The 232-nt window shown below is 51.3% G+C and carries 1 protein-coding gene; it reads left to right on the forward strand.

What is annotated here, in order from left to right; all coding sequences use genetic code 11:
- Nucleotides 1–46 precede the first annotated feature (46 nt).
- Nucleotides 47–232: hypothetical protein (locus tag ACM0OX_RS35880; RefSeq protein WP_414519993.1), on the forward strand; the 186-nt coding region annotated here is incomplete at its 3' end.

Here is a 232-nt window from a genome sequence, read left to right on the forward strand (position 1 = left end):
TGTTAAGTCCCTGAACTAGAGCCTAATGAGCGGACAAAGGTGCGTAATGACCCAAGAACGTCGTAATCTCCTCCCAGGGGTTCCAAAGGTTGAATCGCCGTTTTTCGCCGATTTTTTTGATGCGGCCTCAACTTCGCCTGCGGTCTACGACGCCGCCGTTCAGCTTAACCAAAACGGCTACGCCATAATTGATTTTCCAGATGCGGAGATCGACTTAGTCGCCGAGCGGATA

Source organism: Nostoc sp. PCC 9305, assembly GCF_963920915.1.
GTDB lineage: Bacteria > Cyanobacteriota > Cyanobacteriia > Cyanobacteriales > Nostocaceae > Nostoc.